Source organism: Petrotoga sp. HWHPT.55.6.3, assembly GCF_002895495.1.
In the GTDB taxonomy this organism is placed as follows: domain Bacteria; phylum Thermotogota; class Thermotogae; order Petrotogales; family Petrotogaceae; genus Petrotoga; species Petrotoga mobilis.
Map to the genome: position 1 here is coordinate 1 of NZ_AZRJ01000017.1, position 10,010 is coordinate 10,010.

The 10,010-nt window shown below is 32.9% G+C and carries 9 protein-coding genes and 1 other RNA gene; 4 read left to right on the plus strand and 6 right to left on the minus strand.

Translation table 11 applies throughout. The annotated features are described in order from the left end of the window. Positions 1–193 precede the first annotated feature (193 nt). The 4 genes from X926_RS06325 (at position 194) to X926_RS06340 (ending at position 4,348) form a co-directional block, all read left to right on the plus strand. Complete coding sequence (locus tag X926_RS06325) at positions 194–1,873, plus strand: phospho-sugar mutase (RefSeq protein WP_103065449.1); 1,680 nt, start codon at positions 194–196, stop codon at positions 1,871–1,873. Between the two features lie 23 nt (positions 1,874–1,896). Continuing rightward, on the plus strand, positions 1,897–2,475 hold the full coding sequence (locus X926_RS06330) for a hypothetical protein (protein WP_012209644.1): 579 nt from the start codon (positions 1,897–1,899) through the stop codon (positions 2,473–2,475). Positions 2,476–2,486: 11 nt separating this feature from the next. After that, complete coding sequence (truA, locus tag X926_RS06335) at positions 2,487–3,224, plus strand: tRNA pseudouridine(38-40) synthase TruA (RefSeq protein WP_103065450.1); 738 nt, start codon at positions 2,487–2,489, stop codon at positions 3,222–3,224. A gap of 77 nt (positions 3,225–3,301) precedes the next feature. Further along, the gene (locus X926_RS06340; protein ID WP_103065451.1) at positions 3,302–4,348 is read left to right on the plus strand and encodes a hypothetical protein; all 1,047 of its coding nucleotides are present in this window, start codon (positions 3,302–3,304) and stop codon (positions 4,346–4,348) included. A 4-nt stretch (positions 4,349–4,352) separates the two neighbouring features. On the opposite strand, the gene X926_RS06345 is transcribed toward X926_RS06340, so the two are convergent. The 6 genes from X926_RS06345 to X926_RS06370 all read right to left on the minus strand — a co-directional run bounded on the left by X926_RS06345 (position 4,353) and on the right by X926_RS06370 (position 9,679). Continuing rightward, the gene (locus tag X926_RS06345) at positions 4,353–5,081 is read right to left on the minus strand and encodes an ATP-binding cassette domain-containing protein (RefSeq protein ID WP_103065452.1); all 729 of its coding nucleotides are present in this window, start codon (positions 5,079–5,081) and stop codon (positions 4,353–4,355) included. A gap of 1 nt (position 5,082) precedes the next feature. Next, positions 5,083–5,262 (minus strand): hypothetical protein, encoded by a 180-nt coding sequence (locus X926_RS06350; protein ID WP_103065453.1) that lies wholly within the window; start codon positions 5,260–5,262, stop codon positions 5,083–5,085. 264 nt (positions 5,263–5,526) lie between these two features. After that, positions 5,527–5,886: a transfer-messenger RNA gene (ssrA, locus tag X926_RS06355) on the minus strand. A gap of 80 nt (positions 5,887–5,966) precedes the next feature. Then, the gene (locus X926_RS06360; RefSeq protein WP_103065454.1) at positions 5,967–6,587 is read right to left on the minus strand and encodes a HEAT repeat domain-containing protein; all 621 of its coding nucleotides are present in this window, start codon (positions 6,585–6,587) and stop codon (positions 5,967–5,969) included. Positions 6,588–6,603: 16 nt separating this feature from the next. Beyond that, complete coding sequence (locus tag X926_RS06365; protein WP_103065455.1) at positions 6,604–8,199, minus strand: DNA repair protein RecN; 1,596 nt, start codon at positions 8,197–8,199, stop codon at positions 6,604–6,606. Between the two features lie 61 nt (positions 8,200–8,260). Next, positions 8,261–9,679: a glycosyltransferase gene (locus X926_RS06370; protein ID WP_103065456.1), complete on the minus strand. Its 1,419-nt coding sequence runs from the start codon at positions 9,677–9,679 to the stop codon at positions 8,261–8,263. Positions 9,680–10,010 lie beyond the last annotated feature (331 nt).

Sequence of the window (10,010 nt, forward strand, 5' to 3'; positions counted from 1 at the left end):
TGCCGATGGTAGTACGCTTTGACGTGTGAGAGTAGGTATCGCCCCCTTCCTTTTTTTTAAATGTTTCTCTGCCCAAGTCCCGCCCTAAAAATTGCCGCGTAGAATATACGCGGCATTTTTGTTTATTAAAATGAAGAAAATATGATATAATTTTTTAGACAAAAAAATTCTAAAAATGGAGGTAGGAAGTGAGATGGAGGATGTTAAGGAAGTAGCATATAAAAGATATCAGCAATGGCTTGAAAGTGTAACAGATGATTTCAAGGAAGAACTACTCCGTTTAAAGGATAATGAAGAGGAAATTATTGATCGCTTTTATAAAGATTTAGAGTTTGGAACTGGTGGATTAAGGGGTATAATGGGTGTTGGTACCAACAGAATGAATGTATATACAGTAGCTCGAGCAACTCAGGGCTTCGCTAATTATTTAAAAAAATATAAAGATTTTCCGAGTGTTGTTATTGCTTACGATACGAGGTTAAACTCCGACCTATTTGCAAAGGTTGCTGCTCGAGTATTGGCTGCTAATAACGTTAATGTACATATTTTTGATCAAGTTGCTCCTACACCCTTACTTTCCTTCACCGTAAGAAAATTAAAAGCAGATGGAGGAATAATCATAACAGCAAGCCATAATCCACCGCAATACAACGGTTACAAGGTTTATACATCCGACGGCACTCAAGCTGTTCCCCAATATGCAAATGAAATTACTTCAGAAATTGAAAAGTTAGATTACTTCAAAGATATTAAAATGATGGGATTCGAAGAAGCTGTTAATTCTGAAAAAATAAATATACTCAGCGAATCTATTTTCAATGATTATTTAGATGAAATTGAAGGGTACATTAGGTCCTTAAATCCAAAAATGGATAAAAAACCCTTAATAGTATATACACCATTGTATGGAGCTGCTTTGAAATTAGTTGAAGGCATTTTGAATAGGTTAGGTTTTGAGTTTAGTCTAGTTGAAGAACAATCAAAAATTGATCCTTCTTTCTCAACTTTAAAGGTTCCTAATCCCGAAGAGAAAGAAGCATTTGAATTAGCTTTGAAAAAAGCAAAAGAAATAGATGCCGATCTAATTTTGGCAACGGATCCTGATGGAGACAGAATAGGGGTATTTGAGAAGTATAAAGGCGATTATGTATCTTTTACAGGAAATCAAATTGGAGTGATGTTGGCTCATTATTTGTTAAGCAAATTTAGGGAATTTTCTTCCTTAAAACCAGACGATTACATTGTAAAGACAATAGTCACTACTGATATGGTTAAACCCATTGCCCAAGAGTTCGATGTAAAAGTCGAAGAAACATTGACAGGATTCAAATATATAGGAGAAAAAATAGAAAAATACCTAGGAAGTGGGAAAAAATTTATATTTGGATTTGAGGAAAGTTATGGATATTTGGCGAACGATCATGTGAGGGATAAAGATGCCATAATTGCTGCTGCATTAATTTCCGTTATGAGTTCTGAGTCCCTATCCAAACTGAAAACACTCACCGAGTATTTGAAAGATCTAAAAGAAAGATATGGTTATTATGATGAAAAGCTTCTTTCTTTTACTTTTGAAGGGTTTGAAGGAACTCAAAAAATAAAACGCATAATGAGCAAAATGAGAAAAAATCCTCCTATAAAAGTTGGTGATTTTCCTTTGAAGGAAACTTTAGATTATCTTAATGGAATAGAGGGGTTTCCGAAATCCGACGTAGTAGAACTGAGATACTCAAACGTTAAAATTATAGCGAGGCCTTCAGGCACAGAGCCAAAAATCAAATTTTATATTATGGTAAAATCATCTTCCGAAAATGAATCTCGCAAATTGATAAAAGATGCTGAGCAGGCTATCTCAGAAATTGTAAATGTTTAGTATTCTAATAAAGGTGAGTGAAAATGAGGTTTCATAACGTTTTATTTACAGATAATGGTAATTTCGTAGAAATCAACGATATTTCTTATTTAGATGGAAGCACTATAAAAATAAACGACATTCTTCCACCTTCGATTTTAAGAAAAGGTTCTGTTAACTTCGTGGGATATTTTCTTGTGGAAGAGGATAATAATGATCTATCAGGTATAAGAAGATATTTAAATATAAGCGAGCGAAGAGGAAAATACCTTAAATTAAGTTATTGTGATGACATATCTAACACGGTTAGAGAGATTCATGGTGATTATGTTGATCTGGTTTCTAAATATGTAGGGTTAAGGAGAGTAATCTCTTCTTTCAACGATTTGATTTTAGAAAACGATATAAACAACAATTTTAGTTATTGGTTAGAAAAGACGGTTGAAAATGTTCCTCTTGACGTTAGAGAGTTGATCGCTCAAAGAATTACAAAATTTGTTAATTTGTATTTGATAAAGATCTATGAAGGGATTTATAAAAGAAATATAGATCTATTAAAAAGATTTGAATCGGAAATCGCATTCAAAATTTTAGAAGCTCAACTATTACAGAAGACATATTAGGAGGAGTATTCGTGAAATGGGTTGCAGCAACGGTAATGTATGATGGTTCAAACTTTTATGGTTATCAAAGTCAGCCAACATTTCGTACCGTTCAAGATGAGTTTGAAAAAGCCTTAAAGGTTATTTTTAAAAAAGAAATTCCTTCTTATGCTTGTGGAAGAACTGATACAGGAGTACATGCGGTAGGCCAAGTTATTTCCTTTAAAGTAGAAAATGAAAATATGACTGAAAAAAATATCAAAGATGCTTTGAATGCTATTTTACCAGAAGATGTGTATGTAAAAGAAGTCAAAGCAGTAAAAGAAGGGTTTAATCCAAGGGCAGAGGCAAAAAAAAGAATATATCATTATTTTATTTATATTAGTGAAGATCCAAATATATTTTTAAGAGACAGAGTATGGTGGATCCCTTTTACATTAAATTTAGAAAAGATGAGACAAGCAGCAAAATATTTTGAAGGGGAGCATGATTTTACCAGTTTTAAAACCGGTAACGATGAGAGAAATCCCATAAGGACCATTTATAGGGTAAGAATAATAGAGTTAAGAAAAGATTTAATTTTGATAAGAGTTGAAGGCAAGTCCTTTTTAAAAAGAATGGTTAGAAATATCGTTGGTTCATTGGTAAAGGTGGGTACAGATGTATGGGAAGTGGAAAAAATACAGGAAATTTTGGAAGCAAAAAAAAGAGCTTTAGCACCTGCCTCAGCTCCTGCGCAAGGGTTGTATTTTTACTCAGCTTTATTTTAATAAATGGTATAATCTTAGCCAAAGTGGAGATTGGTTTAATTTATAATGGACCTTCTAACTATTTCGACGAGGTCTTGTTGAATCTCTACAAATACGCGGATATCTCCATACCTCCTGATGAAAACTCTCAAATTTTGGAAATAGATTATATTAACGATCTATTTTATATAAGATATAACAACACAATTTTCACAACCTCAATGGAAAATTTGGATAATACTATCCATGAAATACTTAATGAACTTCCTAGGAGCGTCTTTGTTATCCCAGAAAACTCTTTTATTCTTACAGACGATGGAACCAAAACGTCTGCTTTTTTAAGTTGGAATCAAAATATGAGTGTACTTTTAGATGTCAATGGCTTTATTTTTGAGCATAAGTTTTCTCCACCCATTGGTGAGATGATTACAAGAGTACCTTCAAAATGGATAGAGCTAGAAATTACGGGTGACAGCAGAGAAGCTACTTTAAACAATCTAAAAATAAACACACCAATTACAATAAATGTACCACCTTCAAAACTTACTTTCACGGATGGAATAAAAAAAATAGAAATAGACTTAACGAATTATGAAGGTGAAAAATATACATTAGATCTGGAAAAACAACAGATATATAAAAAAGTTGGAACTAATATAGATAAAGTATTTGAAATTGAAAGCGGCGTATTTTTCTATGGAGAGCCTTTATCTATTTGGATGCCAAAAAAAGGAGAACCTGTCATTACTAAATCCCGGTTTTATTGTGATTACGGTGACATAGAAGAAAAAAGTAAGACATTCTATATCGATGGAGAAATTGTTTTTGCCTATGAAAAAGATAGTACGGTATACATGCTTTCCAGTTCGGGCCAATTTCTCACTTTGGGTAAAAAGAATATAAATCGAGATTTTGAAAGAGCTCCTTTATCCATTTTGGTCACAGATGAATATATTCAAATAAAAACCTTCAAATTGGAAAGTTATAGGATTGAATTTGCTGGAGGAATATTCAAAGAAGGAAATGTTTACAATATGTTTTTAGAGTTGCCTTCCTATGCACCACAAAAGGAATACGATTTAGGTAAGTTTGATATCGAAATTACAAAAAACGAAGTTATAATCTATTCTAATGAAGATGAGTAATAAACTAAAGAGGGAAATTCAGCAAAAAACCTTCAATACTCCCTTTGTAAACAATCTCACCCTGATCCAAAAAAACAATCTTTTCTGCAATGTCTGAAAACAAGGAGAGATTTCTTGTAGATATAATCAATGATCGATCTTCTTTGATATCGTAAAGAAAGTCTTTAATATTTTTATGCATGAAATCGTCCAAATGATCTAAGATAGAATCAAATATGAATACTTGTGGGTTTCTAACTAAACTCAGAAAAATTATAAATGAAATCTTATCCCCAATTGTCCAATTCCAAAAACTCTCATAACTTTTTAACGAAGAATGATTGGAAAAGATATGTGCGATATTAAGCTTTTCAAGAAGTATAAATTGCTCATGTGATATCTCGGAAGGTTTTATTCCTAATACGAGGTTGAAGACTTCACTTAAAGTTAAGAAATTTATATTATCAACAAAGGTTGGCTCCGAATATGCAATTTCGGAGCGCAGATATCTTTTTTCAATATGATTAACATCCTCACCTAAAAATAAAATCTCACCAGTAGTTTGGATGTTTTTAAAAAGTTCTTCATTCAAAGTTACAATAGATCTTGCTAACAAAGATTTACCTGCATTCCTAGGTCCATAAATTAAAAGAATTTCATTTTTTGATATTTCTAAATTAATATCATTTAGTAGTCTTTGACTGTTAATGTATACAGATAAATCTTTAATTTCGATAATCTTATCTTTATCCATTTTAATGTTTTGTGCTTTTCATATTATTAAAAAAATATTCCTCTTTGACTAAAGCTAACTTTCTAATACTTTCTTCATTATCGGCATTTTTTAGGGATCTAATAAAATCAATTTGGGAAGAGTATTTAAATTTTGCATAATCATCATTTTCTTCGTAAGTACTTTGATTTTTTTCATACATCGTGAGTGCCGCCTTCCTTCGCTTAATCTTAAAATTGGTGGCTTACCAACAATATGATACTCTCTTCTTTATACAAAAAAGCTAAATTTCATTACATTTCTTTTATAAAACAGTGAAAAATCGCATGTTTAAGAAAAGAAAAAAGGGTGGTCTATGCCTCCCTTTCTTTGTTTAACATAAAATATTATTTTTAAGAACAATTGTATTTCTTGAGCTTAAGCCTGAACAATTAATGTGAAATTTTTAACATATTGCCTTAAAAAATGGTGGAGACGGCGGGAATCGAACCCGCGTCCGAAAATAGGTGAAGCCGGCTTCTCCGAGCGCAGTCCGCAATCAGTTTTCGGAAATTGTGACTTTGCGGACCGAGTCACAATTTCCTATTACCCGTTGGTACTTCTAAAATCCGGGTAAGAGATTTTAGAAGTGGAACCTTTTTCTGACGCCTCATTCCTCAAGCAAGGTTCCAAGAAAACTTGGGGAGAGACGAGCCGCCGTCTACGCAGCAGCTAATGCTAATTCTGGTTCTTCGGCATTTCAATGTTTTTTCGTTTTTTACGAGGTTTCAGACTCCTCGACTCGCTTCCCGACTTCAGCCTATTCCCGTCGAACCCAATCGTCCCCATACTTTATTCCTTAACCCGTTCGGGGAGAATTCTTTTTGCTGGGATACGTTTATATTATAACAAATTTTCAGTTCAAAATCAAGACCTCTTAAGATGCCACTGTAGCTTTTCAGATATTTCAGGGTCACGTTCTTGTAGGTATGGTACCAAATCAAAATTCTTAGACAAGATTTTTGTTATTGAATCCAAAATGAGCACTTTTAAAGAGTTGTTGGAAGTTTTATAATACTTTTCTAAAAGTATATCTAAAGTTTTTCTGTTCGGTAACTCGGTAATGGCCATAACGCTTATCTCTTCTATTTCCCATTCATCGCTGTCAATATAAGTTTTCAATATGTCTAAATAAGATTCATCTTTTGTGATTTTTAATAGATTTTCTATGATCAAAGGGAAAGCCCTCTCATCTGAAAATTTATTGAACATCATCTTAAGGTTTTCCACTATTTCATGGCACTTCAAGTCAGATAAAAGTTCAGCTAGATACAACAAAACAGTATCGTCTTGAAAGTTCAGATTGAATCTTCGTTTGAACTCTTGTAAAAGGTATTCTTTTCCCTCGGGTGCCATAACGCTCAAAGCATCCCTTGCCAATTCTCGAACTTCGTAATCATCGTCATCTAATAGCTCTATTAAATTAGGTATAGCTTGAAGTCCTTTTTCATCAACTATCTTTTTTATCAGATCTTCACGACTGTACATCTTTTACACATCCTTTTCAATAGACAATATTCCCGTACATCTCTTTTATTTCTTCCAATCTTTCATTTTCTGATAATTTTATGATTGCTGAACTAGTTTCTTCGTTTGACGATTTTACTATTTTAAAGTGTTCAGTGGCGAAATTTGCTACTTGGGGCATATGAGTGATTACAATAATTTGTTTGTCTTTTGATAATTCGTTGAGTTTATTTCCTACAACATCTGCCATCCTTGGGCCAACTCCAGAATCAATCTCGTCAAAAACCATAGTATCAATTGCGTGATTTTTCCCTAGTACAACCTCCACTGCTAATATTATTCTAGACAATTCACCGCCAGAAGCTATTTCGGATAAAGGCATAAAATCACTTTTTGGATTTGTTTTTAATAAAAAGGTGATCCTATGTGCTGCCTCTTTTTTTGGCTCTTTTAGTCTTTCTATCTTCCAATCTATCTTACTATTTTCCATATTAAGATCCTTCAGATTGTTTTCAATGTTTGATTTTAAATCGTTGAGAAAAGGAGTAACCTTCTCTATTATTTTATCACTGAGTTCTAATAATTCGTCTTTCAATTTATATAATCTTGGTTCTAACTCGTGAAAATCGTTTTTTATTTCTTCTAATTCATTTTTTTGAATTCTAAACTTGTTGAGATTTTTTAAAACATCATCAAGAGATGGACCATATTTTCTTTTTAAATCGATGATTTTGTTCAGTCTCTCGCTGACTCTTTCCAATTCTTCTGGATCGCTATCTAGTTGAGATAATCTATTTTCTAAAAGGGTGTATAATTCGGCTATTTGTTCCTGAATAGACGAAGCTAGAGAATGTTCTTCAATGAATCCAAAATCTTTTAACTTTGACAAATTGTAAATTATATAACCAATTTCCTCATCGATACTTTGTTCCTCTCTATCTTTTAGTATGTTTAAAGATTCTACCAAACGTTCCCTGATTTCTTCTAAATTATTTAGAGTTTTAAACCGAGCAGAAAGTTCATCATCTTCATGAGGTTGAAGGTTCGCCTCTTCAATTTCCTGGATCTGGTAGTTTAAAATATCAATATTTCGAAAGATTTCGGTTTTATTGGTTGGAAGGTTTTCTAGCTTTCTTTTCAAATTCAAGTATTCCTCATACCCCTTATCGTAATCAAAAAAATATTCGGGGAATTTCTCTCTCAAAATCTTAAAAATCAAAGAATTCTGATAATTCTCGTCTCTCAAAGCTATGTTGGAGTCTTGAGAATGAATTTCTAGCAGATACTTTGAAACCTCCTGAACAACGTTTCTTGGAACTATTGTATCGTTTACTCTAAAAAGTGTCTTTTTAGGAGTGAAATTTACAGCTAAGATCAATTCATCACCATCAAAAGGTGCGTATTCCTGCAACATATCTTTAATGAATTCATTAACAGTAAAATACGCTGACACGGAACCTTCTGAGGTTTTCAAGTTTTGAGGAACGTTTCCTATTAAAAAAAGATTTAAAGCATTTAGAAACATGGATTTTCCCGTTCCCGACTCACCAGTGATAGCGCAGAAATTGTTGCTAAAATCTACGTTAGCACTTTTAAAAAGACCAAAATTTTTTATGGACAAAGAAAGCAGCATTCACCACACCAACCTTAAAATCGACACTTTTTTGTTCTATCATCGAAATTATACCATAATTTCAAATCTTTTTATTTTTTAAATAATCAAGTATTATTTCTTTTGCATCTAAAGAAGGCACTTTTTCTATGGTTTTTTTGGGAAGTTTAATTCCTTCCTCAATAACCTCTAAATATCCTCTGGCAGTGCTTTTCCAAGTATAATTTTCTAAAACTCTTTTTTTAACCTTTTTTGAAAAATAATCATAATTGTTCAAACCTTTTATTAAACCCTCAACAATATCTTGTATATCTTCAGGATCAATTAATACACCAGAACCATCTGAGAATATTTCACTTGGTCCACCATTCTTTGTTGCAACAACAGCGAGGCCACAAGCGCCTGCTTCGATAGGAGCTAAGCCAAAAGGCTCATAAAAAGAGGGTAAAACAAAGACGGACTTCAATTTTGAAAAGAATTTGTAAGCAGAAGCTAAGGCAAGTTGAGATTTTAAATCAAAAAAATATACCTTATCTTTTATATTCGCTTTTACTATTTCTTCCAAAATTGGGGTTAAGATGGATCTTTCTTTTTCCGACAATTTGTGTATGTCGGTGAATGGATCAGGAATGCCCCTAAGAAATATTCCTAGATTTGCCTTATCTTGAAGATCTATAGAATTTGCGTATGCTTTTACAACAGAAATATGGTTCTTTTTCAGATCTAAACGGCTGGAGAGAATAATAAAAGGTTTTTGCTGTTTATTTAATTTTTTTTCTATTTGAGCGACAGTGTCTTGATCGAGGTCAGTCATATCGTCGTTAAAGATATCCGTGTTAACTCCAGGGGGAATCACTTTGTATTTACTGTCGTTTGCAACTTCAGAAACATCGGCATACAAAGGATGAGAATATTGCTCGTATCTTTCCATAGATGTGGAGACAATAATTTTAGATGCGTATTGCATTGACAACCTTTCAGCCATTATTCTTTGTGAAAAATGGTACTCTTTGTCGAGATCTTCAAAATTCTTCGAAGAGACGTTTAATTTGTCCATTTTTTGGGCACCTAAAGAATGCCCTGTGAAAGAGAAATTTAAACCTAATTTTGATCTTAAGAGAACTCCTGAGTACCCTCCATCGGCGTAATGAGTGGTTATAAAATCTATATTTTTGCCTTTGTAAAATGAAAGAATATTATCAACGTATTCCTTTAAATGAGGCCATAATTGTTCTTTGTTTAAAAATTTTTCTCCGCCAAAAGGTATTCTAACGATAGTCGGGTTATTATTTGTATCGAAATAATCCACTTTCTTAGAAAACTCGGGCCAGTTGGGATCAATTATCTGTCTGGTAACTATATCCACAGAAACATTTAAATTAGCCAGCTCTTTAGATACTTCTTTAACGTAGATCAACTGACCACCAAAATCAGGATGCTCAGTTAAATGAGAATCGTTTTTGTCAAAGTTGCCCTGAGGATTGAGAAACAACACCTTCATGCAAAATTCCTCCAATAGTCTGTTATTTGCAATACAACAAATATATTTTACCATACTTATAATAAATTTTCTTTTCAACGCGCTTTTTAGAAACATAATCTGAAAATATGCTATAATTCTAAAGATTTCAATCTTTTTTCTGTGGGCAACGGGGCAAAATATTGATTTTTTTCCTTATAGATGGGCTGCTTGGCAAAAAATAAAAACCCTTTTTTCCTTAATAGATGGGCCGCTAGGAAAAAGAACAAAAAACTTTTTTCCTCATGGGCGGTCAGCAGGTCAAAAGATGAAAAACGCTTTTTTCCTCATGGGTGGGGAGCGGGGCGAAGGG

What these genes read in the sequence shown, in the direction of transcription:
- X926_RS06345 (WP_103065452.1), bottom strand. Translation starts at nt 5,081, where the DNA reads ATGGATAAAGATAAGATTATCGAAATTAAAGATTTATCTGTATACATT.
- X926_RS06370 (WP_103065456.1), bottom strand. Translation starts at nt 9,679, where the DNA reads ATGAAGGTGTTGTTTCTCAATCCTCAGGGCAACTTTGACAAAAACGAT.
- X926_RS06350 (WP_103065453.1), bottom strand. Translation starts at nt 5,262, where the DNA reads ATGTATGAAAAAAATCAAAGTACTTACGAAGAAAATGATGATTATGCA.
- X926_RS06365 (WP_103065455.1), bottom strand. Translation starts at nt 8,199, where the DNA reads ATGCTGCTTTCTTTGTCCATAAAAAATTTTGGTCTTTTTAAAAGTGCT.
- X926_RS06325 (WP_103065449.1), top strand. Translation starts at nt 194, where the DNA reads ATGGAGGATGTTAAGGAAGTAGCATATAAAAGATATCAGCAATGGCTT.
- X926_RS06330 (WP_012209644.1), top strand. Translation starts at nt 1,897, where the DNA reads ATGAGGTTTCATAACGTTTTATTTACAGATAATGGTAATTTCGTAGAA.
- X926_RS06360 (WP_103065454.1), bottom strand. Translation starts at nt 6,587, where the DNA reads ATGTACAGTCGTGAAGATCTGATAAAAAAGATAGTTGATGAAAAAGGA.